This is a genomic window from Halomonas sp. 707B3 (assembly GCF_024158645.1).
In the GTDB taxonomy this organism is placed as follows: domain Bacteria; phylum Pseudomonadota; class Gammaproteobacteria; order Pseudomonadales; family Halomonadaceae; genus Vreelandella; species Vreelandella lionensis.
In genome coordinates this window covers 1-22,108 of sequence record NZ_JAMZBE010000033.1, presented here as the reverse complement: position 1 = coordinate 22,108, position 22,108 = coordinate 1, and the positions used below count along the sequence as shown (strand labels likewise).

Annotated in this window: 19 protein-coding genes and 3 tRNA genes; 19 read left to right on the top strand and 3 right to left on the bottom strand. The window is 58.6% G+C overall.

Going from position 1 to position 22,108, the window contains the following annotated elements; translation table 11 throughout:
* The first annotated feature begins 43 nt into the window (after positions 1–43).
* From csrA to BIS10_RS06650, 4 genes are all read left to right on the top strand, one after another.
* Positions 44–232: a carbon storage regulator CsrA gene (gene csrA / locus BIS10_RS06665; RefSeq protein WP_039180068.1), complete on the top strand. Its 189-nt coding sequence runs from the start codon at positions 44–46 to the stop codon at positions 230–232.
* A gap of 124 nt (positions 233–356) precedes the next feature.
* Positions 357–449 (top strand) — tRNA-Ser (locus BIS10_RS06660).
* A gap of 30 nt (positions 450–479) precedes the next feature.
* Positions 480–556: transfer RNA gene (locus tag BIS10_RS06655), tRNA-Arg, on the top strand.
* A gap of 68 nt (positions 557–624) precedes the next feature.
* Positions 625–701 (top strand) — tRNA-Arg (locus BIS10_RS06650).
* 240 nt (positions 702–941) lie between these two features.
* Here the strand turns inward: BIS10_RS06650 and BIS10_RS06645 are convergent.
* The gene (locus tag BIS10_RS06645) at positions 942–1,946 is read right to left on the bottom strand and encodes a tRNA-dihydrouridine synthase (protein ID WP_253503650.1); all 1,005 of its coding nucleotides are present in this window, start codon (positions 1,944–1,946) and stop codon (positions 942–944) included.
* 127 nt (positions 1,947–2,073) lie between these two features.
* Between BIS10_RS06645 and BIS10_RS06640 the strand changes: the two genes are divergently transcribed.
* The 3 genes from BIS10_RS06640 to BIS10_RS06630 all read left to right on the top strand — a co-directional run bounded on the left by BIS10_RS06640 (position 2,074) and on the right by BIS10_RS06630 (position 5,562).
* Positions 2,074–2,331 carry an OadG family protein gene (locus BIS10_RS06640; protein WP_044630001.1) on the top strand — a complete coding sequence of 86 codons (258 nt, stop codon included), beginning with the start codon at positions 2,074–2,076 and terminating at the stop codon, positions 2,329–2,331.
* Positions 2,332–2,423: 92 nt separating this feature from the next.
* Entirely contained in the window at positions 2,424–4,226 is a 1,803-nt protein-coding gene (oadA, locus tag BIS10_RS06635; protein ID WP_253503647.1) for a sodium-extruding oxaloacetate decarboxylase subunit alpha, read from the top strand.
* Between the two features lie 13 nt (positions 4,227–4,239).
* Positions 4,240–5,562: a sodium ion-translocating decarboxylase subunit beta gene (locus BIS10_RS06630; RefSeq protein ID WP_253503644.1), complete on the top strand. Its 1,323-nt coding sequence runs from the start codon at positions 4,240–4,242 to the stop codon at positions 5,560–5,562.
* Between the two features lie 75 nt (positions 5,563–5,637).
* Here the strand turns inward: BIS10_RS06630 and BIS10_RS06625 are convergent, their stop codons facing one another.
* Positions 5,638–6,255 (bottom strand): YigZ family protein, encoded by a 618-nt coding sequence (locus tag BIS10_RS06625; protein WP_253503641.1) that lies wholly within the window; start codon positions 6,253–6,255, stop codon positions 5,638–5,640.
* Positions 6,256–6,282: 27 nt separating this feature from the next.
* Entirely contained in the window at positions 6,283–6,597 is a 315-nt protein-coding gene (locus tag BIS10_RS06620; protein WP_253503638.1) for a LexA family transcriptional regulator, read from the bottom strand.
* A gap of 404 nt (positions 6,598–7,001) precedes the next feature.
* On the opposite strand from BIS10_RS06620, the gene ccmA reads away from it, so the two are divergent.
* From ccmA to ligA, 12 genes are all read left to right on the top strand, one after another.
* Positions 7,002–7,622: a cytochrome c biogenesis heme-transporting ATPase CcmA gene (gene ccmA, locus BIS10_RS06615; RefSeq protein WP_083023663.1), complete on the top strand. Its 621-nt coding sequence runs from the start codon at positions 7,002–7,004 to the stop codon at positions 7,620–7,622.
* Between the two features lie 49 nt (positions 7,623–7,671).
* Positions 7,672–8,370, top strand: a complete 699-nt coding sequence (gene ccmB / locus BIS10_RS06610; protein WP_253503665.1) for a heme exporter protein CcmB — start codon at positions 7,672–7,674, stop codon at positions 8,368–8,370.
* Between the two features lie 14 nt (positions 8,371–8,384).
* Entirely contained in the window at positions 8,385–9,125 is a 741-nt protein-coding gene (locus BIS10_RS06605) for a heme ABC transporter permease (protein WP_253503636.1), read from the top strand.
* Positions 9,125–9,379 (top strand): heme exporter protein CcmD, encoded by a 255-nt coding sequence (gene ccmD / locus BIS10_RS06600; RefSeq protein ID WP_044629993.1) that lies wholly within the window; start codon positions 9,125–9,127, stop codon positions 9,377–9,379. The genes BIS10_RS06605 and ccmD overlap by 1 nt, the downstream gene beginning before the upstream one ends.
* A complete protein-coding gene (ccmE, locus tag BIS10_RS06595; protein ID WP_253503633.1) occupies positions 9,369–9,878 on the top strand; it encodes a cytochrome c maturation protein CcmE in 510 nt (169 codons plus the stop codon). The genes ccmD and ccmE overlap by 11 nt, the downstream gene beginning before the upstream one ends.
* Positions 9,879–9,928: 50 nt before the next feature.
* Positions 9,929–11,935 (top strand): heme lyase CcmF/NrfE family subunit, encoded by a 2,007-nt coding sequence (locus BIS10_RS06590; protein WP_253503630.1) that lies wholly within the window; start codon positions 9,929–9,931, stop codon positions 11,933–11,935.
* The gene (locus tag BIS10_RS06585) at positions 11,932–12,459 is read left to right on the top strand and encodes a DsbE family thiol:disulfide interchange protein (RefSeq protein ID WP_058579615.1); all 528 of its coding nucleotides are present in this window, start codon (positions 11,932–11,934) and stop codon (positions 12,457–12,459) included. The genes BIS10_RS06590 and BIS10_RS06585 overlap by 4 nt, the downstream gene beginning before the upstream one ends.
* The gene (locus BIS10_RS06580) at positions 12,450–12,920 is read left to right on the top strand and encodes a cytochrome c-type biogenesis protein (RefSeq protein WP_062361584.1); all 471 of its coding nucleotides are present in this window, start codon (positions 12,450–12,452) and stop codon (positions 12,918–12,920) included. Before BIS10_RS06585 ends, BIS10_RS06580 begins: the two co-directional genes overlap by 10 nt.
* Positions 12,917–14,158, top strand: a complete 1,242-nt coding sequence (ccmI, locus tag BIS10_RS06575; protein ID WP_253503627.1) for a c-type cytochrome biogenesis protein CcmI — start codon at positions 12,917–12,919, stop codon at positions 14,156–14,158. The genes BIS10_RS06580 and ccmI overlap by 4 nt, the downstream gene beginning before the upstream one ends.
* A 33-nt stretch (positions 14,159–14,191) precedes the next feature.
* A complete protein-coding gene (gene smc / locus BIS10_RS06570; protein ID WP_253503625.1) occupies positions 14,192–17,692 on the top strand; it encodes a chromosome segregation protein SMC in 3,501 nt (1,166 codons plus the stop codon).
* A gap of 621 nt (positions 17,693–18,313) precedes the next feature.
* Positions 18,314–20,095, top strand: a complete 1,782-nt coding sequence (gene zipA / locus BIS10_RS06565; protein WP_253503622.1) for a cell division protein ZipA — start codon at positions 18,314–18,316, stop codon at positions 20,093–20,095.
* Positions 20,096–20,184: 89 nt separating this feature from the next.
* Positions 20,185–22,108: NAD-dependent DNA ligase LigA (ligA, locus tag BIS10_RS06560; protein WP_253503619.1), on the top strand; the 1,924-nt coding region annotated here is incomplete at its 3' end.

Sequence of the window (22,108 nt, the reverse complement as noted above, 5' to 3'; positions counted from 1 at the left end):
GACACATCCCGTTGTATAAAAACGTCTGAGAAGGAGATCAGCCATGCTCATCCTAACCCGCCGCGTTGGCGAAACGCTGATGATCGGTGATGAAATCACCGTCACAGTATTAGGTGTGAAAGGTAATCAAGTGCGCATTGGTGTGAACGCACCAAAAGATGTCGCGGTTCACCGTGAAGAGATCTATCAGCGCATTCAGCGTGAACGTAATAGTGAAAGCGAAGCAGAATAAATGGCCGCCCGTGTTACGCTCATTAAAGGGCGTTTAAGCGGTGATTTTAGGCCGGCGCGAAAAAAATCGGAATAAGGCTGGACACCAGTCATCAAAATCGGTAATATTCGCGCCGTGCCGTTGAGGAGAGGTGGCCGAGTGGCTGAAGGCGCTCCCCTGCTAAGGGAGTATAGGGTTTATAGCCCTATCGAGGGTTCGAATCCCTCTCTCTCCGCCAACTGCATGATGTAACATCGTAATTTGATACGCGCCCGTAGCTCAGCTGGATAGAGTACCTGACTACGAATCAGGTGGTCGGAGGTTCGAATCCTCCCGGGCGCGCCAACTTGCAAAGCTAAGTGCTTGATGTTACACTGATTTCATTGCTTGACGAATTAGGCAATGACTGAAAAGCGCCCGTAGCTCAGCTGGATAGAGTACCTGACTACGAATCAGGTGGTCGGAGGTTCGAATCCTCCCGGGCGCGCCAGATTCCAAAACCCGCTCTCATTAAAGAGCGGGTTTTCTGTTTTCTAGCCTGACTAACGTGGCTCGCGCGTTAGTCTTGCGATCGTGTAAAGCGCCCCCGCAACTTTGCGGAAGGGCGCTTTTTTTTTGGCTCGTAGGAAATGAGGTGGGTCGAACCCGCGTATGGGTCGAAAAAAAGCGCCTCGATAGGCGCTTTGACTCAGCAGGTTCAACGGCGGTTGGTTCAGGCGCTTCGCCCGGCTTAGGCGGGTTCGCAGGCAGCGAGGGCGCTTGCGCTAGGGGTAAGGCTGCCGAGAAGTGCGTCCAAGTCGGTCAGGCGCTTCAGGCGCTGAAAGTGCTGGTCGGCTTCAGCGTTGCCTTGACGCATCTGGGCAAGCCACTGCTTCACCAGCGACACGACCACGCGGTCAGGAAGGTGTTGACGCTGGAGCGCGGCGTACTCTTGCAGTACGCTGGCGCGCATTTCCCAAGTGGTTTCCGCCAAACGTTCGCCGGTTTGTTGCCAGTGGCGAATCCGAGGTGCCAGCCAGGGGTCAGCCAGCGCGCTGCGCCCGAGCATTACATCGCAGCAGCCGGAGAGCGTGCGTGCCTTCCAGTAGTCCTCAAGCGTCCAGATATCGCCATTGGCCACCACGGGGATCGAGACGTGGTGGCGCACTTTGCCAATCCACTCCCAGTGAGCGGGTGGGCGATACCCTTCGTCCCGTGTCCGGCCATGTACGACCAAGCGCGCTGCGCCGCCTGCTTCCGTCGCCTGCGCACAGGCCACCGCCAAGCGGCGATTGGCAAATCCCAGGCGAATCTTCGCGGTCACCGGAATTTCGCCGTCTAGCGCCTCTGCGACCGCTTTGACGGCCTGGTAGACGCGGTCTGGCTGGCGCAGTAGCGATGCGCCGCCGTCGTGGCGGTTCACCAGCTTGGCTGGGCAGCCAAAGTTGAGATCCACGCTAATGGCCCCAAGGGCTAGCGCCTGGCGGGCATTTTCGGCTAGTGCCCTAGGGTCGGAGCCGAGTAGCTGCAGATGGACGGGTACGCCGCTAGGCGTCGCTACCGGGCGCTCGGTGAGTTCGGGGCAGTGTTTGTAAAACACCCGTGGGGGAAGGCGGGTATCCACTACCCTGACAAACTCCGTCACCGTCCAGTCGAAACCGGCCTGACGAGTCAGTAGATCGCGGGTGAGCGCATCGATAACGCCTTCCATCGGTGCAAGACCGATCTTGCCTTTATGTAGTAAATTAACAACCATGACTTCCACTATGGCGCGATTGCATTCTATCCTGAATGTGGCAGGTTAGTGTATTACCCTTATTGCGCCAAGCGCCGTTAGAGGCGTTTGGCGTGCCAATAACCCTATAAAACAAGGAGAGCACGCTATGCAGGGGTCGGAGTTACTCCAAGAGGGGCTCGCTCTAATGGGCCTTGGTATGGGCTTTGTTTTTGTTTTTCTTACTATTTTGGTCATTAGCGTTACGCTGATGTCGAAGTTGATTGACCGCTTTCAGCCTGCTCCAGTGGCAGCGCCAGCGGGTCGAAATAGTGCAAAAACACCCGCCAGTAACGGCCAAAATGACGAAGTTGCCGCGGTGATCAGTGCTGCAGTGCATCGTTACCGCTCGTCCCGCCGTCCGTAAGACGCACGCTTTTGTGTGTCTATTTCGCCCTGATGGCTATTTTTTTGTTAAATTTACTACAAATCCATAACGCTAAACTGTGAGCCACGACCATGAATGAAACAAAACGTCCTCTGGGAATCACTGATGTTGTCCTGCGCGATGCGCACCAATCGCTGTTTGCTACGCGCCTGCGCTTGGATGACATGCTGCCCATCGCCGAAAAGCTGGATAAAGTCGGCTACTGGTCTCTGGAAACCTGGGGCGGTGCCACTTTCGATGCGTGTATCCGTTATTTAGGAGAGGACCCGTGGGAGCGTATTCGTGCCCTTAAAGAGGCGATGCCGAACACACCTCAGGCAATGCTGCTGCGCGGCCAAAACCTGCTGGGTTACCGCCACTACGCCGATGACGTAGTTGATAAATTCGTCGAGCGCGCTAAAACCAACGGCGTTGACGTGTTCCGCGTGTTTGATGCCATGAACGACCCGCGCAACCTGGAACGCGCCATCAAAGCGGTTCGCCAAGTCGGCGGCCATGCGCAGGGCACCATTTCCTACACGGTGAGCCCGGTACATACCCTGGATAGCTGGGTAGATCTTGCCAAAACCATTGCTGCAATGGGCGCAGATTCTCTGGCTATCAAGGATATGGCGGGGCTACTCACGCCGTATACCGCTTACGATTTGGTCTCACGGCTGAAAAAAGAGCTCTCCATTCCAGTGCATTTGCACTGCCATGCGACGACCGGCTTATCCACGTCGACCATCCTGAAAGCGGTCGAAGCCGGGATTGATAACGTCGATACGGCGATCTCCTCCATGTCGATGACCTATGGCCATAGCCCGACTGAATCCGTGGTTGCCATGCTCAAGGACACTGACCGCGACACTGGGCTAGACCTGGAGTTGCTGGAAGATATCGCCGGCTACTTCCGCGAAGTGCGCAAAAAGTACGCCGCCTTTGAAGGCTCGCTGCGGGGCATTGATTCGCGCATTCTGGTGGCTCAGGTGCCAGGCGGTATGCTCACCAATATGGAGAGCCAGCTAAAAGAGCAGGGCGCTGGCGACAAGCTGGATGACGTGCTGAGCGAAATCCCCCGCGTACGCGAAGACCTCGGCTTTATTCCGTTGGTGACGCCCACCTCACAGATTGTGGGCACTCAGGCGGTCATGAACGTCATGATGGGCGAGCGCTACAAGTCGATCTCTAAAGAAGTGCAGGCGCTGCTGAAGGGCGAATACGGCTCTGCCCCGGCACCCTTCAATGCCGAATTGCAAAAGCGTGTACTGGAAGGCGGCGAGCCGATTACTTGCCGCCCGGCAGATAACCTCTCTCCAGAAATGGACAAGCTCGCGGCCGAGCTGAAAGAGAAAGCCAGCGCCGATAGCATTCGCCTTGCCGAGGGCGAGCGGGAAGTGGATGACGTGCTGACCTATGCGCTGTTCCCGCAGATTGGCCTGAAATTCCTCAAAAACCGCGACAATAAAGACGCCTTTGAGCCTGCGCCCGAAGCGCCTCAGGCAGCCGCCCCAGCTAAGGCAGAGGCTCCCGCAGCAGCACCTGCGCCTGCCGGTGGTCCGGAAACCTACACCGTGAAGCTCAACGGCAAGGCTTACGTGGTCGAGGTGTCGGAAGGTGGCGAGATTGGCGATATTCAGGAGCAGCCCGCCGCACAGCCTGAGGCCGCCGCCCCAGCGCCCAGCGGTGAAAGCATCGATGCGCCGCTGGCCGGTAACATCTTCAAGGTGAATGTACGCCCAGGCGACCAAGTGGCCGAAGGCGATGTCGTCATCATTCTGGAAGCCATGAAGATGGAAACCGAAGTGCGTGCCAGCAGTGCCGGTACGGTATCGAAAGTCAATGTCAGCGAAGGCGATAGCGTCGCCGTTGGCGATGCACTGATTGAGCTTTAAGGGCAACTCGGGAATGGATAAATTAATCACCTTATGGGAAGGCTCCGGGCTCTATAACCTGGAGCTGGGCCAAGCGGTTATGATCCTGGTAGGGCTTGGGTTGCTCTACCTGGCGATCTACAAGAAGTTTGAGCCCCTGCTGCTGGTGCCAATCGGGTTTGGCGGTATTCTTGCCAATATTCCTGAGGCAGGCTTGGCGATTTCAGCGCTGGATCAAGCGATTGAAGTCGCCAAGCCCGCCGTGCTGCAGCAAATGGCTGCAGCGTTGGGCGCTACCCTTGACCCGCTGACTGGGGTAGAGGGTTGGCGCGAGACGCTGAAAGCGATTGCCCATGATTCGGCTGCGCCGGACCAACTGCGAGCCGCGAAAGATATCGCGGTGAGTGTCGGCTACAGCGATGGCATGCTCTACAACTTCTATAAAGTCGCCATTGGCTCAGGCATTGCACCGTTGCTGATCTTTATGGGCGTTGGGGCAATGACCGATTTCGGCCCGCTGCTGGCCAACCCGCGCACGCTGTTCCTGGGCGCGGCGGCACAGTTCGGCATTTTCGCTACGCTGTTCGGCGCCGTGCTGCTCACGTCCATGGGCATTATGGACTTCTCGCTCAACCAGTCCGCGGCGATTGGTATTATCGGCGGGGCGGATGGCCCGACCTCTATCTATGTGTCCAGCGTACTCGCGCCGGAACTGCTGGGGGCGATTGCCGTGGCCGCCTATGCCTATATGGCGCTGGTGCCGCTGATCCAGCCGCCAATTATGCGTCTGCTGACCACCGAAAAAGAGCGCAAGATCACCATGACGCAGCTGCGTCCGGTCTCCAAGCTCGAAAAAGTGGTTTTCCCGCTGATGCTATTGATCGCCGTGGCGCTGTTTCTACCGGACGCGGCACCTCTGCTAGGCATGTTCTGCTTTGGTAACCTGATGCGCGAGTGCGGTGTGGTCGAGCGCCTTTCCGATACCGCGCAAAACGCGCTGATCAATATCGTGACGATCATCCTCGGGCTCTCTGTGGGCTCGAAACTGATGGCCGATAGCTTCCTGGCGTTTGAAACCCTGGGTATTCTGGGACTGGGGATCGTAGCCTTCGGCATCGGCACCGCCGCTGGCGTATTGATGGCCAAGCTGATGAACCTAGTCAGCAAAATGCCCATCAACCCGCTGATTGGCGCGGCGGGTGTGTCTGCCGTGCCGATGGCGGCGCGTGTGGCGAATAAGGTAGGTCTGGAAGCGAACCCGCATAACTTCCTGCTGATGCACGCCATGGGGCCGAACGTTGCTGGGGTCATTGGTTCGGCGGTGGCTGCCGGGGTAATGATCAAGTACCTGGGCTAAGCGGCTAGTTAGACAGCACGTCTGCCGTTATAGAACGCGGCTTACCGAGCAAGCGCTCGTGTAAGCCGCGTTTTTTTATGTTCGCTGTAGCTCAATGGCTGTTTTAAGGCGGTTTTCCAGACCGCGGATATCCAGCTCGACATCGCGTGGCCAGCCAATGGTTAAGCTCACGCCATCGCCATCGTAAGCCGCCTGTTGCACGGGCAGTGCCTGCTCGTCGCACCAAGCGCGGGCTTGCGCTTCGTGGGCGAAGCTGACCTTTAATAAATAGCTATCCCGCTCGACGACTTCCTGGGTGGGCAGCGTTTCCAGCCCGGCATTGACCGCCTGCGCATAAGCGCGTGCCAAACCTCCGGTACCTAACTTGGTGCCGCCAAAGTAGCGAATCACCACGCAACCAATTTCGCCAATCTGGCTGCCCTGCAACGCCTGGAACATCGGACGGCCTGCGGTTCCGCCGGGCTCGCCGTCGTCGGAAAAGCCAATATGCGTTTGCTCTCCAGGAGGTCCGGCGATAAACGCAGTGCAGTGATGGCTGGCATTCGGGTGAGCAGCTTTGGCCGCTTGAAGCAGCGCGTCGAAGGCGTCGGTGGTAGGAGCGTGGCACACCCAGGCCAAGAACTGACTCTTTTCAACGTCAATCTCGGCGGTGTGCCATGTCTCAGGGGCTAAATCAGGGACTCGATAGCGCAAATAGTACTCCCGGCAGGGTGGATAACGTTAATGGTGCCGGGTTTCCGTTGCGTGGTGGGCCACACCCATCACCATGCCCAGCACCTGGATATCACAATTATGCAGGAAGACTTCGGGCATCGCTGCATCTTCGGGCCATAAATGAATGCCTAAACGGCTGATAGAGAGCTGCTTCAGCGCCACTTCCCGCTGGTTAATCGTTGCTACGGCAGTTTCTTGATGAGCGTCGTGCTGGTGGCGATGAATGATAATAACGTCACCATCGAAAAGATTGCAGTCACGCATGCGGTCGCCGCGTATGCGCAGTGCATAGGTGTTGCGTCGGGTAATAGTGTGAGACATGCATGCCTGGCGGGTATGCTGGGAAGCTGAGCGTTGCCGTGATGGAGGTTGCGTTATCGGTTGAGACAGCGTCTGAGAGGGTACGTAAGAAGGTACGTGAGACGTTACCTGAGGGGATAGGCAAATCGTCATAGTGTGTTCTCCCATGCAGCGCCCGTTGCCAAGGCGTTTGATTGAGTCGATAGCTGTAGTTTTATTCTATGGTGTCTATTCATACAGTGGTTACAGTATAAACCTGTTTTTGCATACAGTGCTAGTGCTGTCTTTCGCTTGTCTTTGCAGCGTGTTTCTTAAGCAAGCATTGAGCTGGATCACGCTGCGACCCAAGACCGCAGAGCGTGACTGGCGAGAAAGGGCCTTTCCGTGTAGAGTTCGACCCAAAATCAACGTGCCTGGAGTGTCTTTTGAGCCTGTGCCTGCAAGCCCGACAATTGGCCTGTGAACGTGACGACCGTTGGCTGTTTGAAGGGCTCGATCTCGATATCCAAAGCGGTGAGATCGTGCGCATTGAAGGCCCCAACGGCAGCGGCAAGACAACGCTGCTGAAAATACTCTCCGGGCAATTAACCGATTACCGTGGCGAGCTTTACTGGAATGGCGAACCCATGCGCCAAGCCCGTGAACATTTTCTCGCAAATTTACTCTATTTAGGTCATGCCCCAGGCGTGAAAGCAGGCCTGTCACCGCTGGAGAATCTAGCTTGGTATCAGGCGCTTAGCGGGGAAAAGGGCAGCGAACCTGCACGTGAGGCAGCGTTGGCTGCCGTTGGGCTCGCCGGCTTCGAAGACGTGCCTGCCGGCCAGCTTTCAGCCGGGCAGCAGCGGCGCGTGGCGCTGGCACGCCTGACCCTGACCCCGCGGGCGCTGTGGGTGCTCGACGAGCCTTTCACCGCAATCGATCGCCAAGGGGTGGCGGCGCTAGAGGCACAGTTGGTGGCGCATGCACAGTCTGGCGGCTGCGTTCTGGTCACCACCCACCACGCGTTGACCGAGTCACCTGTGCTTAGGCGCATTCAGCTGGGGTAAGAAGGAGACAGCGTTGCAACGTTCACACGCTCAACTGAGCACCCCAGAGATGGCTATGCATGCTCCCCAGGGCGGTCTGCTGGTGGCCATAAAGGCAACCCTCAAACGCGACCTCACCCTGATGCTGCGCCGTCGTGGCGAAGTGCTCAATCCGCTGGTGTTCTTTGCGCTGGTGATTACCCTGTTTCCCATCGGTATTTCACCGGATCCAGAGCTGTTGGCAAGCATTGCGCCAGGGCTTTTATGGGTGGCCGCACTGCTCGCGGCACTGCTTTCGCTGGATAGCCTGTTTCGCAGCGACTACGACGATGGCAGCCTGGAGCAACTATTACTGGCACCCCAGCCGCTGGCGGCGCTGGGGTTGGCAAAAGTGGCGGTACATTGGTTGCTGACGGGGCTGCCGCTGGCACTGATGGCACCGCTGCTGGGCATCATGCTGTCGCTTCCAGCGGGAAGCTACGCCGTGCTAGCGCTGTCGTTGGCACTCGGTACGGCCAGCTTGAGCTTAATTGGGGCGATCGGAGCGGCGCTAACAGTAGGGCTGGCCCGTGGCGGTGTGCTGCTCTCGCTGCTGGTGCTGCCGCTCTATATACCAGTACTAATTTTCGGCGCAGGTGCCGTACAAGCCGCTATTTTCGGCGAGGGCATTGCCGCGCATCTGGCGATTTTAGGCGCACTGTTAGCGCTGGCGCTGATGCTGGCTCCCTGGGCCATTGCGGCATCGCTGCGCATCAGCATTAACGGTTAGAGGACGGGAACACCATGTGGGCCTTTATCAACAAACTAAGATCACCCAAGTGGTTCTATGCCATTAGCGCCAAGCTGCAGCCACTTTTTTGGGTGGCGGCGACGCTGCTGCTGCTGGTAGGCACCGTCTGGGGGTTGGCCTTTGCGCCTGCGGACTATCAACAGGGCAATAGTTTTCGCATCATTTATGTCCACGTACCCGCCGCATTCCTAGCCCAATCCATCTTTGTCTCCATGGCGGTCTCCGGGCTGGTATTCATGGTCTGGAAGATCAAAGTGGCGGATATGGCCGCCACCGTGATGGCCCCGCTGGGTGCCGCGATGACCTTCGTGGCGCTTTTTTCGGGCGCAGTATGGGGCGTGCCCACCTGGGGAACCTGGTGGATGTGGGATGCACGGCTTACCTCCATGCTGATTCTGCTGTTTCTCTATCTGGGTGTGATTGCCTTGCGCGGTGCGTTTAGCAGCCGCGATAGCGGCTCCCGTGCCGCGTCGGTGCTGGCCATGGTCGGCGTCATCAATATTCCCATCATCAAGTACTCTGTCGATTGGTGGTATACCCTTCACCAGCCTGCCACTTTCACGATTACAGGGCGCTCTGCCATGACCATGGACATGTGGGCACCGCTGCTCATCATGGTATTGGGCTTTTACAGTTTTTTTATTGCCCTCACGCTGATGCGCACGCGCAGCGAAATTCTCCATCGAGAAGCCAACAAGCGCTGGGTGCGTGAGCTTGCCGAGGAGACGAACTAATGGCCTTTTCCTCGCTAAACGAATTTTTTGCCATGGGCGGTCACGCGGTTTACGTGTGGGCTGCCTGGGGAGTCACTGCGCTGTTGATGCTAGTGATCGTGTGGCACGCACGTCAGGAACGCCGCCAGCTACTCAACGTGGTAAAGCGCCGGGCGCGTCGTGAAAATGCCCAGCGCAACGCTCAGCCATCGCACGCGCAGCCCCTGCAAGAGCCAGTTAACTCTGCTCAGAAGGACGTTCACCATGACGCCTAAACGTAAACAGAAGCTGTTTGTTATCTTAGGGCTATTGTCGCTCACCGCCATTGCGGTGGGGCTCACCCTGTATGCGCTGCGCGCCAATATCAATCTGTTTTTCAGCCCGGTACAAATTGCCCAAGGCGATGCCCCTATGGAGCGCCAAATTCGCGCGGGTGGCATGGTCAAAGAGGGCTCTGTGTCCCGCGACCCGGAAAGCCTGGATGTGGAGTTCGTGGTAACTGACTACGTGGATGATCTAGAGGTCTACTACAGCGGTATTCTGCCGGACCTGTTCCGTGAAGGGCAGGGCGTGGTGGTGGTTGGCGAGCTTCAGGCCGATGGCCGCCTCTACGCCGATAAAGTACTGGCGCGCCACGATGAAAACTACATGCCGCCTGAAGTGGCCCAGGCACTGGAAGAAGCAGGCTACTCCCCGGCCGACTTTCAAGCGAAAGCCGCCGAAGTGGGCAAGCGCCTAGAGCAGGAAGGCTCCCCAGAAGGAAGCGACAATTAATGGCTGAACGCAGGCAACGCGATAAGGCCTGATGCTAATTCGGAGCGCCCATGTTAATTAAGATCATTCCTGAAATTGGCCACTTTGCACTGGTCATCGCGCTATTAATGGCGGTGGTGCAGGCAGTGATGCCGCTTGCTGGGGCAGCGACCCGTCGCCCGCTATGGATGGCCTATGGCCGTCCCATGGCTACCGGTCAATTCCTGTTCGTCGCCATTGCCTACCTCTGTTTAACCGCCAGCTATATGCTGGATGATTTCAGTGTCGCCAACGTGGCTAATAACTCCAACTCGTTGCTGCCCTGGTACTACAAGTTCAGCGCGGTGTGGGGTAACCATGAAGGCTCGGTGCTGCTGTGGAGCCTGATGCTAGCGGGCTGGGGTTATGCGGCGTCGGTCTTCTCGGGCGACTTGCCCCGCGACATGGTGGCCAGGGTGCAGGGCGTGATGGGCATGGTGTGTGTGGGCTTTCTGCTCTTCATTCTCGTGACCTCCAACCCCTTTGAACGCCTGCTACCCAACATGCCGCAGGATGGCGCGGACCTGAACCCACTGCTGCAGGATTTTGGCCTGGTGGTTCACCCGCCGATGCTCTACATGGGTTATGTGGGCTTTTCGGTGGTGTTTGCTTTCGCGATTGCCGCTCTGCTGGGCGGGCGCTTGGACGCCGCCTGGACCCGCTGGGCTCGCCCCTGGACCAACGTGGCCTGGGCGTTTCTCACCGTGGGGATCGCACTCGGCAGCTGGTGGGCCTACTACGAGCTTGGTTGGGGCGGCTGGTGGTTCTGGGATCCGGTAGAGAACGCCTCGCTGCTGCCCTGGCTAACGGGCACGGCGCTTGTTCACTCGCTGGCGGTGACCGAAAAACGTGGCTCGTTCAAGAGCTGGACGGTGCTGCTGGCGATCTCGACGTTCTCGCTGTCGCTGATGGGCACCTTCTTGGTGCGCTCGGGCGTACTGACCTCGGTCCATGCCTTTGCCAACGACCCCTCCCGTGGCTTCTTCATTTTGATGCTGCTGGCGATTACCGTCACGCTATCACTGCTGGTGTTTGCCCTGCGCGCGCCGCGGGTGAGCCATAAGGTCGGTTTTAACTGGCTCTCGCGGGATTCGCTGCTGCTGATCAACAACATCATTTTGGTCATTATGACCGTCACGGTGCTCTTGGGCACGGTGTACCCGCTGATTCTGGACTCTTTGGGGTTGGGTAAAATCAGCGTAGGCCCGCCTTACTTCAATGCGCTCTTTGTGCCGCTCACCGTGGTGATGTGTGTCTTCATGGGCTTGGGGCCGGTGGCGCGTTGGAAAAGCATGAGTGGTCGTGAGCTGTGGCGGAAGCTAGGTCTCGCGGCGGCAGCTGCCATCGTGCTGGGTGTGGCCATGCCGTTGATCTACGGCGGCGAGTGGAACCTGTGGGTGTCGCTGGGCATTATTTCTGCGCTGTGGATCGTCTTGCCGATGGCGCGCGACCTGTTTGATAAGACCCGCCATGCCAGCTCGTTTGTCGCCGGGCTGCGCAAGCTCTCGCTCTCTTACTGGGGAATGGTGCTGGGCCACGTGGGCATTGCGGTGACCATCGTGGGCGTTGCCGTCGTTTCGAACTACAACATCGAACGTAACGTACGCATGTCGCCCGGCTCCACCGTGGAAGTGGCGGGCTACCAGTTCACTATGACGGAACTCACCAACCGACGCGGCCCGAACTTCCTTGCTGATACCTCGATTATTCAGGTACAGCGCGGGGAAGAAGGGCGCAGCTTTGTGATGCGCCCTGAGAAGCGCCTCTATCTCGCCACCGGCATGCCCATGACCCAGGTGGCGCTGCGCCCCGGCCTGTTCCGCGACCTCTACGTGGCCATGGGTGAAGACCTGGGCGACGGCAGCTATGCCATGCGCGTCCAGTACAAGCCGTTTGTGCGCTGGCTGTGGTTAGGCGGCCTGCTCATGGCCTTCGGCGGCATCTTGGCCGTAGCGGATAAGCGCTACCGCCGCGCAGCTGCGCGCCAACCGGCATCTTCACGTATTGATCAATCTCCGTCACAGGAGGCCACGGTATGACACGCCGCCTGCTGCTGCTTCTTTTACCCATCGGTTTTGTGGGCATCGCGCTGTTTCTCTATCAAGGGTTGGGGCGTGACCCTTCACAGCGAGACTCAGCGCTGATGGCGCGGGATTTTCCTGCGTTCGAAGCCTCCACGTTGCGGGATGCCAACCGTCAGGTGGACCAATCGCTGCTGACGGGTGAGGTCACGCTCGTCAACGTATGGGGCGAATGGTGCCCCGCCTGCAAGCAGGAAATGCCGCAGCTGTTAGAACTCGCTGATAACGGCATCCGTATGGTGGGCATCAACTACCGAGATACCCGCGAGAAAGGCCTGGAGTTTTTAAGCGAGTTTGGCGACCCCTTTGAAGTGAACGTCTTCGACCCCGAAGGCAGCCTGGGCTTCGATCTCGGCGTTTACGGCGCGCCGGAAACGTTTTTGGTAGATGCCGACGGTGTCATTCGTTACCACCATAAAGGCTACGTATCACCTGAAGACGTTCGCGAGCGCATCCTGCCGGAGGTGGAAAAATGGCGTTAATGCGTTGGGTGTTCGCTGCTGTCCTGCTAACGCTGGCGGGCAGCGTTGTCGCGGCAGGCATTGAACTCCGCGAGTTTGACGACCCGGTGATGGAGCAGCGCTACCGTGATCTGACCTCCTCCATGCGCTGCCCGCTATGCGAAAACCAGGCGATCGATGACTCGGACGCGCCGATCTCTGGTGATATGCGCGAGCGGGTCTATCAGCTGCTTCAAGACGGTCAGTCGGATATCGAAATCATCAACCACATGGTGCAGCGCTTTGGGGAGTACATCCTCTACAACCCGCGCCTGGAAAACCGCACCTACCTGCTGTGGGGGCTACCGATCGGGTTAGTGGTGCTAGGCATGCTGGTCGTCGTGCTGATGGTACGCGCCCGCCGCAATGCATCTGCGAAAGCGTTGAGCGCCGAAGAGCGCGCCCGCCTAGATGCCCTGATTAACCGCGAGAGGTCTTCATGACACCGCTCTGGATAGCGATTGCCTTACTGTTACTGCCTGCGCTGTGGCTATTAATTGCCCCCATGCGCGGTGCTAGTACCCTGCGTGACCAGCTTGACCATTTCGAAGCCAATGACACTTCGGCCGAACAGAACGTGGCGATTTTCCAACGCCGCTTGGCCTCGTTGGAGGCGGCTCGCGAGCGTGGCGATATTGACGACGCTCGCTTTAACGAAGACCGTTTAGAGCTAGAGCGCAGCCTGCTGGAAGACACGGCCACCCAAACTAAGCGTCCGCTGAAAACCGTGACCGCTGGACGACTGGTGGTGCCGCTGGTCATGGTTGCCGTGGTGGGAGCCAGCACCTTCTGGTACCAGCAGAATGGGGCAGAAGGCGACCTGACGCTCTACGCCATCCAAGAGGAAGTTCGCAACGACCCGGAAGGCTCGATGGCTATGTTTCTGGAGCGCATGGAGGCCGAGGCCGAGCGTCAGCCCAACAACCCCAACGTGTGGAGTTCACTGTTTCCGCTCTACCGCGATACCGGCCAGCCCGAAAAAGCCGCCGATGCCCTGGAGCGTTTGATTGCCATTGAAGGGCGTATTCCACCGCTGCTCGCCCAGCTGGCGCAGCTACGCTTCTTTATGGCTGAGCGTGAACTAACCCCTGATGTTCAAGCGTTAGTGGATGAAACGCTAGAGTTAGACCCCCGCCAGCCCACCGTGCTGGGGCTGTTGGGCATCTACGCCTTCGATAACGGGGACTATGAAACGGCCATTGACCGCTGGCGTCGCGCTGTTGCTAACATCGAAGATCCGGAAACGGCTGAGTCGCTGCGTGATGGCATTCGCGTTGCCCAAGAGCGCATGGGCGTAACGCCTGAGGCGCCTGCAGCGGCGCAGGGCCAAGGGGTGAGGGTAAACGTTTCCTTGGATGAAGCGCTGGTAGACAACGTCAGTGACGACGCCACGGTGTTCATCTCCGCGCGGGATATCGAGGGCGAGCTGCCGCCGCTGGCGGTGATACGTACGCAGGTTTCTGAGCTGCCCATGACCGTCGTGCTGGACGATACCGCCGCCATGTCGCCGCAAGCGCAAATCTCCCAGGTGCGCGAAGCACGCTTGGTGGTGCGTGTCTCAGAATCTGGGCAGGCCACGCCGCAGCCGGGCGATCTGTTTGGCGATTTGGAGAGCGTTAGCGTAGGTGCTATCAGCGAAGACGATGCGGCCAATGTCGTTATTAACCGTGTTTTTGAATAAAACCCACGAAAGCAACTTCTGCCAAGGGTCGCAATGCGCTTAACCTCTATTCGTCTCGTTGGGTTCAAGTCCTTTGTCGATCCGGTCACCGTGCCCTTCGATGGCAATATGACGGCCATCGTCGGGCCGAACGGCTGCGGTAAATCCAATATTATCGACGCCGTGCGCTGGGTGATGGGGGAGTCCTCCGCCAAAACCCTGCGCGGCGAATCCATGGCCGACGTTATTTTCAACGGCTCTACCGGGCGCAAGCCGGTAGGGCAGGCATCTATCGAGCTGAAGTTCGATAACCGCGATGGCGGTATGGGCGGTTTATACGCCCAGTACTCAGAAATTGCCGTTAAACGCCTGGTGACCCGGGATGGCCAGTCCAACTACTTCTTCAACGGCCAGAAGTGCCGCCGCCGGGATATCGCCGACCTGTTCATGGGGACCGGCCTAGGCCCGCGCTCCTACGCCATTATCGGCCAGGGCATGATCTCGCGGCTGATCGAAGCGCGCCCGGATGACCTTCGCGCCACCCTCGAAGAAGCCGCGGGGATCTCCAAGTACAAAGAGCGCCGTCGGGAAACCGAAAACCGCATGCGGCGCACCCAGGAGAACCTGGAGCGCCTGGACGACATTCGCGAAGAGCTGGATAAACAGCTCGAACGCCTCAAGCGCCAAGCGGAAGCCGCCAAGCATTACCAAGAGCTCAAACAGCAGGAGTATCGCTTAAAAGGCGAGCTGGCGCTGCTGCGTGGCCGCACCCTGCGGGCCGAACAGTCTCACCAAGAGAGCCGCGTCCGCGAGCTGGAAATTGCCGTCGAGAAAGATGTGTTTGGCGTGCGCCAGTGCGAAACCCGCCTGGAGCAGGCCCGCGAACAGCACGACGAGCTGGCCGAAGTGCTGGACCGCCACCAGCAGCAGTTTTATGAAACCACCACGCGCATTGCCCGCTTAGAGCAAGACCAGGCCCACCGCCGCAGCCGCGAAGCGCAACTGGCCAACGATATTGCCACCGCGCGCCGGGATCTCGACGAGCAGCGCCAGGTCAGCGAGGGCGACCAGGAGCGGCTCGCGGTGATCGACGAGCGCTTTGAGGAGCTGCTGCCCGAGCATGAAGCGCTGGAAGAGCAGCTCGACATGCTCGAGCAAACCCTGGCCGAAGCAACGCCAGCGCTGGAAGCCGCCGAACAGCAGTGGGCCGACGCCGAAAACCGCTGGCGCGAGGCCAGCCGCGATGCCGACCGTAGCCAAGACCAACTGCGTGATTTAGAGCAGCGTATTGCCCGCCTGCAGGCAGAAGGGCAGCGCCGCCGCCAGCAGCGCGGCGAGCTGGCCGACATGACCGCGCTACAAAACGAGCACGCCGACTACCAAGCCCGCCTGGAAGAAGCCGACCAACGTGCCGATGCCTTCCAAGTGGAGCGTGAACAGTGGCAGCAGCGCTACAGCGATGCCAAAAGCGCCTACCAGCAAGCGGTGGCAGGGCGTGATGAGCAGCGCGCTGCGCTTAGCCAGCAGCAGGGCGAACTTGCCTCGCTGCAGGCGCTGATGGATGCCGCTCTGGCCGACCACGACCCTCAGCTAAGCGAAACGCTGGCCGCTCATGGCCTCGCCGATGCACCCCGCTTGGGTGAAGCCATTTCGGTCAGCCAAGGCTGGGAGCGGGTTATTTCCTGGCTACTCGCCCCTTGGTTAAACGCCCGACTGGTAGCCGCCCATCAGCTAAACGCGCTGCCCGAAGCGCTGGCGACGGAGTGGTGCTTGATTGATCAAGCGCCGCCTTCCACAGCCACGGCAGGCGCAGGCCATCGCCTCAGCGATTTGGTGAAAGGCGCGGGCGCGCTAACGGAGTGGTTAGCAAGTATTCACTATGTGGATACCGCCGAGGCGGCCGAAGCGCTGCTGCCTACGCTAGCTCCCGGTGAGAGTGTGGTCAGTCAAGACGGCGTATGGCGCGGTCGCGGCTGGCTGCACCAGCAATCGAACGGCGAGGGTGTCGATGCGCTATTAGTGACGCGTCGCCGCTTTGAGGAGCTGGCCGCAGAGCGTGAGCGGGCAGAAGAGGCGCTGGCACTCTTGGATGAACAGTGCGAAGCCGCCAACGAGACGATTGAAACGTTAGAACTGACTCGTGAGCAGCAGGCGGACCAGGAGCGCGACCACGCGGCCACCCGCCAACAGCTAGCGGTGCAAGAGCAGCGGCTTGCCCAATGCCTTGAGCATCTCTCCAGCCGCGCCACGGAGCTGGACGACGAACTGGCGCAACTGCAAGAAGATGAGGCGGAGTTAACGCTTACTTTAGAAGAGCAGCGCGCTCGTTGGCACACGGCCATGGAGCAACTGGAACCCGCCGCAGAAGCCCGCGAAACCAGCGCCGAACAGCGCCACCGCCAGCGTGAGCAGCGCGAGCAGCTCAACCAACAGCATGCCCCGCTCAAAGCGCGGCAGCAGGCGCTGGCCTTGGAACGTGAGCGCTTAAAAGCCGAACGCGACAGCCTGCGTGCGCAGCAGTCCCGCTCAAGCGATACCGAAGAGCGCCTCTCACTGCGTATTGCCGAGCTGGAAGAGTCCCGTGAAATGCTGGTCGAGCCCGACGAGCTGGCCGCAGAGGAGCTTGAAGAGCTGCTCCACCAGCGCGAACAGCAGGAACGGCGGCTCAACGAAACGCGCCAGCAGGCCCAAGCGCTGGCCGAGCAGCTGCGCAACGATGAGTTAGCCCGCCAGCAGCATGAGCGTAATCTGGAACAGAGCCGCGAACAGCTCCAGCAGCGCCGCATGGACGTGCAGGCGCTGGCGCTCAAAGCGGCGACCCAGGATGAGCAGTTAGCAGAACTAGGCCACGATGCCGATGCGCTCGCCAGTACGCTCGCCAGCGATGCCAGCGAACCTGCTTGGCAAGAGCGCTTGGAAAGTACCTCGGAAAAAATCCGCCGCCTGGGGGCGATCAACCTTGCGGCCATTGAGGAGTATGATCAGCAGGCCGAGCGGCGTAACTACCTCGAAGCCCAGCACGCCGAGCTTACCGAAGCCCTCGAAACGCTGGAGCGTGCCATTAAGCGGATTGACCAAGAAACCCGCGTCCGTTTCCGAGAGACGTTCGATCAGGTCAATAATGGCCTGCAAACGCTCTTTCCCCGTGTGTTTGGCGGTGGGGCGGCGTGGCTGACGCTGACCGGTGATGACCTGTTGGAAACCGGCGTGGCCATCATGGCCCGACCGCCGGGTAAGAAGAACAGCACGATTCACCTGCTGTCCGGTGGGGAAAAAGCGCTGACTGCGCTGTCGCTGGTCTTTGCCATTTTCCAGCTCAACCCGGCCCCGTTCTGTATGCTGGATGAGGTCGACGCTCCGCTGGATGACGCCAACGTTGGCCGCTACGCCAAGCTGGTGAAAGAGATGTCCGAAAGCGTGCAGTTCATCTATATCACCCACAACAAGATTGCCATGGAAGCCGCCGAGCGCCTGATGGGGGTCACCATGCAGGAGCCCGGCGTTTCGCGTTTGGTTTCCGTGGGTATTGATGAGGCCGCTGAACTGGTGGACTAACCGTCTCATCGTCGTGCGATGCGCTCGGCTTATGGATAACAAAAGGCAAAGCGAAACGGCTTTCAAGGTATTTCCTTATTTGGCGGACAAGCGGTATATCCAGCTTGCCCCCTTGGTACTACCATGATGCATAGCCATGACAGTGGGTAGCCGCAATAGCTTGTATAACAGCGGGTTGAAAGGTCGGGCTGGTTGTGTAGGAGATTGTTCGAACAGAGTCTCGTGACACAGCTAGTGCAGGTACATCTGCCACGGATGAGTAGCCCTCATGCCAACAAGCGGTAGAAGAAACTAGCGGGAGTGTAAAACTTTCACTAGCATAACGTTTAAATAGAGTGATTTAAGCAGGTAGCTGTGTGGTGGTGCGGTCACGAGAGTACGCACGCATGAGATAATGCAAAACAGAAATAGCACTTTTGTTGGATGTTAAGGTCGGAAAAACTGCCTAAAAATCGCATATAGCAGTTGAAACGTGTGAAAATTAGTAGAAAGTGGTCCCATTCGTATCAACCGCGCTATGCTTAGTGGTAAATACCGTTTTATCAGAAGGTTCCCATATTGGGGTGTAGCCATTAGTACTGCGCCTAAGTAACCGGTTAGATGACCCATGGAATGCTCGACATGGAATTAAGAGAGTGGTTAATCATTCTAGGATTGGCGTTGGTGTCGCTTATCGTTGTTGACGGTGTGCGAAGGCTCCAGCGTCAGCGTCGTGTACCCCGGCTAGATCAAGCGGTAAAGGATTTACCCACCGCCAAGCTAGAAGAGTTCGACGACGAGGCGAAAGAGGCCGAGATCAATTGGGAACTGCCTAACGGCGGTGCCCGGGTCGTTAAGGCTGCTGACTACAGCGGGCTGGGTCAAAAACCCAAGCTAGAGCGCCAAGAGCATCCAGGGCCTTCTAGGGTGCTGTCTGATTTCCGTCGCTCGTTTACCAAATCCTCAGGAAAGCCAAAACCTGCAGCAGTGAAACCTAACAAGGCGGAGCCGGCTGTCCAGGCAGCTACTGTTAATGTGTCAGCAACAGCTGATGCGTCTGCTGAAACCAAAAACGAAAGGCGAGAACCGCCACGTCGTGAGCCAAGTGTCTTTACAGCTCGTGAAGAGGCCCCGAAAGCAGAGGCCCCCCAGCCAGCGACCCCGGAGCCGTCCATGAGTGCCATGGAAGACGAAGCACCCCAGTCTCAGCAAACAGGTACAGCACCTGCGTCGTTCTCCGCCACTGATGAAGCACCTAGCGAACAGCCGAACACCGCTGAGCTAAACGCCTCTCATACACCAGAGCCCCATTCTGAGCTGGAAAGCAACCGAGCTCCTGAAGAGCCAGCGGCCGCTGAGCCAGATATTACTCCTGAGCCCGAGCCGGTGCTTCGCGCCGAGCCTGAAGATGCGGTATTTGCCAAGCACGCTTCCGACGCACCCAAGCGCCGCCAGTTGCGCGCCGACACGGCGGGCGATCACGAATTAGATGACGACGAAATTGACGAGTACCGACTGGTCGACTTTGAAGGCATTGGCCGTTCCTTCAAGCGGCGTATTATTGAGCGCCGTAAAGAGAAGGCCATTAAAAAAGCTGAAAAAGCCAAGCGTGCTGAAGCTTTAGCCAAACAGAAAGCCGAACGTAAAGCGCTGGAAGCCGAGCAGCGCCGTGAAGCGAAGCAGGCCGCTGAAGCGGAAAAAGCGCGTATTGCTCAAGAAAAAGCTCAAGCTCGCGAAGCCGCTGCAGCTAATGAAGCTGCCGCCCAACGCGACGCCGTGCAGCAGGCGCATGCCGAGCCTGAATTAGAGCGCTACGCAAACAGCGCTAGCCGCTATGAAGATCATTACCAGAGCGTTGATGACGAGTACGATGACGCTTATGCAGCCCAAGACAATGTTGTGCGCGCGCACCCTACGTTGGAAAAAGCTCTGCGTCATGACGTGAACGGCGAGCACGCTAAAGAGACGCTTGCCAATGCTGACGAGTTGGTAGTCATTAGCGTGCTGTCGCGTGATCCCGAAGGTTTTGATGGCGACAAGTTGCTTGAATTAATGATGGCCTGTGGGTTGCGCTATTGCCGCACGATGGGCGTCTTCAATCGCTTTGAAACGGAAAGCCCCAATAGCGAGCTGCAGTTCTCGATGGTGAACGTGCTCAAACCCGGCACTTTCCCCATTGAAGAGATGGATGAGTTTGTAACACCTGGGATCACTTTCTTAATGCCGCTGCCCGGTGCAGTAGATAGCTCGGCTGCTTTTGAAGCAATGGTCGAAACGGCCATGGTGGTGGTACGCCACATGGGCGGCGAGCTTAAAGATGAAAACCGCAGCGTGATGACGGCGCAAACCATCGAGTTTGCGCGGCAGCGTGTTCATGAATTTGAGCGTCGCCACCGCCTGCACCGCCATATGCAGGCTCGCTAAACGCCGCGTTGCGCGAACACCCGCCTTCCCCAAGAAGGCGGGTGTTTTTGTTACTAATTACCTGTTTTATTTGTCTTCGGAACCTCTGAATGAGTCAGCCTGACCCCACCCTGCTGGAAGAGATCAGCCAACTGCGTGCTGATCTGGATGACGCCAACTACCGCTACTACGTGCTAGACGAGCCAACGTTAACCGACGCTGACTACGACCGTAAGTTGCAGCGCTTAAAGCAGTTAGAGGGCGAGCACCCCGAGTTGATTTCCCCCGACTCGCCCACTCAGCGAGTCGGCGCCGCTCCGGCAGAGGGCTTTCCCGAGGTTGCCCATGCCATTCCGATGCTCTCGCTGGATAATGCCTTTAGTCGTGACGATATTGTGGCCTTTGCCGAACGCGTGGCGGAACGCTTGGAGTGTCAGGCAGAAGAGATTGAGTTTAGCTGCGAGCCGAAGCTGGATGGCGCGGCGGTATCGCTGGTGTATGAGCAGGGCGTGTTGGTCAGCGGTGCGACCCGTGGGGATGGCCGCACGGGGGAAGGCATTACCTCTAACCTGCGTACCTTGCGCTCGGTGCCGCTTAAGCTCATGGGCAAAAGCGTGCCTGAGTTGGTCGAAGTGCGCGGCGAAGTTATTATGCGCCACTCCGGCTTTGAAGCGCTCAACGAGCGCGCCAGAGAAGAGGGCAGCAAAGTATTTGCCAACCCGCGCAACGCTGCGGCTGGTAGCCTGCGCCAGCTCGACCCGCGCATTACGGCGACCCGCCCGTTGGAGTTCCACGCCTACCAAGCAGCACGCTTGGAGCCAGACTTGGGCGATGCCACCCACAGTGCGCTGATGGCACGGCTGTCCACCCTGGGCTTTCGCACTAGTGCAGAGTTAACCACGATGTACGGCCCCGACGCGGTAGCCGACTACTGCGAGCAGCTAGGCGCTAAACGCGACCAGCTTGGCTATGACATTGATGGCGTGGTGATTAAGGTCAACGACCTGCGCCACCAGCGGGAGCTGGGATTTGTGGCCCGTGCACCCCGCTGGGCGGTGGCGTTTAAATTCCCCGCTCAAGAAGAAGTCACGACCCTCAACGATGTGGAGTTTCAGGTAGGCCGTACTGGAGCGATTACGCCGGTGGCGCGCCTTGCGCCGGTCACCGTCGCAGGAGTGACCGTCTCTAACGCCACGCTGCATAACGCCGATGAAATTACTCGCTTGGGCGTGATGATTGGCGATACGGTAGCCATTCGCCGCGCAGGGGATGTGATTCCACAAGTGGTGCGAGTGGATGAAGAGAAGCGCCCGGCGGATGCCCGTGTGATTACCTTCCCCGACCACTGCCCCGTGTGCGGCTCGGATATCGAGCGCCTGGAAGGCGAGGCGGTGGCACGCTGCTCTGGTGGGCTTTACTGCGCTGCCCAGCGTAAAGAGGCGCTGAAACACTTTGCCAGCCGTAAAGCGCTGGATATCGACGGCCTGGGCGAGAAGCTGATTGAACAGTTGGTGGATCAGGAGTGGGTGAAAACGCCTGCCGATCTCTTCCATCTCAGCGTAGAGCAGCTAAAGAGCCTGCCGCGTATGGGTGAAAAGTCAGCGACGAATTTGGTTAACGCCCTGGAAAAAGCCAAACAGACCACGCTGGCGCGGTTTATCTACGCGCTGGGCATTCGTGAGGTGGGCGAAGCCACGGCCGCTAACGTCGCCAACCATTTCGGCACGCTGCAAGCGCTGCAAGACGCCGATCAAGCGGCGCTGGAAGCGGTGAATGACGTAGGCCCCATTGTCGCCAAGCATATCCACACGTTTTTTCGCCAGCCCCATAACCTGGAAACACTCCAAGCGCTGATTGAGGCGGGCATTACTTGGCAAGAGTCAGAAGTCACCCAAGGCCCCACGCCGCTAGAGGGCCAAACCTGGGTGCTGACCGGTGCCATGGAGAGCATGACCCGTGACGAAGGCAAGGCGCGGCTTCAGGCGCTGGGGGCCAAGGTAGCGGGCAGCGTCTCTAAAAAAACGACTTGCCTTC

What these genes read in the sequence shown, in the direction of transcription:
- csrA (WP_039180068.1), top strand. Translation starts at nt 44, where the DNA reads ATGCTCATCCTAACCCGCCGCGTTGGCGAAACGCTGATGATCGGTGAT.
- BIS10_RS06645 (WP_253503650.1), bottom strand. Translation starts at nt 1,946, where the DNA reads ATGGTTGTTAATTTACTACATAAAGGCAAGATCGGTCTTGCACCGATG.
- BIS10_RS06640 (WP_044630001.1), top strand. Translation starts at nt 2,074, where the DNA reads ATGCAGGGGTCGGAGTTACTCCAAGAGGGGCTCGCTCTAATGGGCCTT.
- oadA (WP_253503647.1), top strand. Translation starts at nt 2,424, where the DNA reads ATGAATGAAACAAAACGTCCTCTGGGAATCACTGATGTTGTCCTGCGC.
- BIS10_RS06630 (WP_253503644.1), top strand. Translation starts at nt 4,240, where the DNA reads ATGGATAAATTAATCACCTTATGGGAAGGCTCCGGGCTCTATAACCTG.
- BIS10_RS06620 (WP_253503638.1), bottom strand. Translation starts at nt 6,597, where the DNA reads ATGTCTCACACTATTACCCGACGCAACACCTATGCACTGCGCATACGC.
- ccmB (WP_253503665.1), top strand. Translation starts at nt 7,672, where the DNA reads ATGGCTATGCATGCTCCCCAGGGCGGTCTGCTGGTGGCCATAAAGGCA.
- BIS10_RS06605 (WP_253503636.1), top strand. Translation starts at nt 8,385, where the DNA reads ATGTGGGCCTTTATCAACAAACTAAGATCACCCAAGTGGTTCTATGCC.
- ccmD (WP_044629993.1), top strand. Translation starts at nt 9,125, where the DNA reads ATGGCCTTTTCCTCGCTAAACGAATTTTTTGCCATGGGCGGTCACGCG.
- ccmE (WP_253503633.1), top strand. Translation starts at nt 9,369, where the DNA reads ATGACGCCTAAACGTAAACAGAAGCTGTTTGTTATCTTAGGGCTATTG.
- BIS10_RS06590 (WP_253503630.1), top strand. Translation starts at nt 9,929, where the DNA reads ATGTTAATTAAGATCATTCCTGAAATTGGCCACTTTGCACTGGTCATC.
- BIS10_RS06585 (WP_058579615.1), top strand. Translation starts at nt 11,932, where the DNA reads ATGACACGCCGCCTGCTGCTGCTTCTTTTACCCATCGGTTTTGTGGGC.
- BIS10_RS06580 (WP_062361584.1), top strand. Translation starts at nt 12,450, where the DNA reads ATGGCGTTAATGCGTTGGGTGTTCGCTGCTGTCCTGCTAACGCTGGCG.
- ccmI (WP_253503627.1), top strand. Translation starts at nt 12,917, where the DNA reads ATGACACCGCTCTGGATAGCGATTGCCTTACTGTTACTGCCTGCGCTG.
- smc (WP_253503625.1), top strand. Translation starts at nt 14,192, where the DNA reads ATGCGCTTAACCTCTATTCGTCTCGTTGGGTTCAAGTCCTTTGTCGAT.
- zipA (WP_253503622.1), top strand. Translation starts at nt 18,314, where the DNA reads ATGGAATTAAGAGAGTGGTTAATCATTCTAGGATTGGCGTTGGTGTCG.